2 protein-coding genes are annotated in these 1,000 nt (G+C 45.1%); one reads left to right on the top strand and one right to left on the bottom strand.

The annotated features are described in order from the left end of the window. On the top strand, positions 1–614 hold a 614-nt coding region (gene narL, locus A3766_RS27875; protein WP_068643412.1), incomplete at its 5' end, for a two-component system response regulator NarL. A 14-nt stretch (positions 615–628) separates the two neighbouring features. On the opposite strand, the gene A3766_RS27870 is transcribed toward narL, so the two are convergent. Next, a partial coding sequence (locus A3766_RS27870; protein WP_197479807.1) for a DNA-3-methyladenine glycosylase I occupies positions 629–1,000 on the bottom strand: 372 nt, incomplete at its 5' end.

The following is a 1,000-nucleotide window of genomic DNA, read 5'->3' as shown; positions in this document are numbered from 1 at the left end:
TTGATGACCACCCTTTATTAAGAAAAGGACTAACCCAGCTGATTGAATTCGAAGATGAGCTAGAAGTCATTGGTGAAGCAAGTGATGGGCATAGCGCCCTAGAGCTTGCTAAAGAGCACGAGCCCGACCTAATCGTGTTAGATCTGAATATGCAAGGTATGGATGGTTTGGAAACACTTAGAGCCATGCGAAATGCCGAGATCACCTCCCGTATCATCATGCTAACCGTAAGCGATAGTGATGAAGACGTTGTTTGCGCTATTACTTATGGTGCCGACGGCTACCTGCTTAAAGATATGGACCCTGAGCAAATACTGGAAAAGCTAAAAGAAGCCGCGCTTGGTAAAATGGTGATCAGTGAGAAGCTAACACATGTTCTGGCCGGAGCAATACGAGGCGGCAACGATAAGAAATCGAACTTATTAGCCAAACTAACCAGCCGGGAACACGAGATCCTGAAACTCATAGCCAAAGGTATGAGCAACAAGCTTATTGCCCGTGAACTCGATATCTCTGACGGAACCGTGAAGGTTCACGTCAAACATGTCCTGAAAAAACTAGGTTTGAATTCTCGAGTTGAAGCCGCAGTATGGATGGTGAATCAGAAGGGCTAAACTTCACTCAGCTTTTAGCTCACTTTTGACCACTCTGGGCATGTCACCAGGTGGTCATTAACCATCCCCACAGCCTGCATAAAGGCATAGCAAATAGTCGGACCGACAAAGGTAAAGCCGCGCTTTTTCAAATCTTTCGACATTGCTTCGGACTCTGGCGTTACAGCCGGTACATCTGCCATCGTCCGCCAGCTGTTAACTATCGGCTTAGCGCCAACAAATGACCAAAGGTACTTTGAAAAGTCACCCTCATTCTTTTCAATCTCGAGAAATTCGCGTGCATTTTTAATAATAGAGTTCACCTTAAGCTTATTTCGAATCACACCTGAATTAAGCAGTAATTCATCTATCTTCGTCTGGTCATATTCTGCAATACGCTTAGGATC

Source organism: Oleiphilus sp. HI0132 (assembly GCF_001635845.1).
The sequence above is the reverse complement of the archived record's forward strand: the minus strand, read 5'-3'. Positions and strand labels throughout refer to the sequence as shown.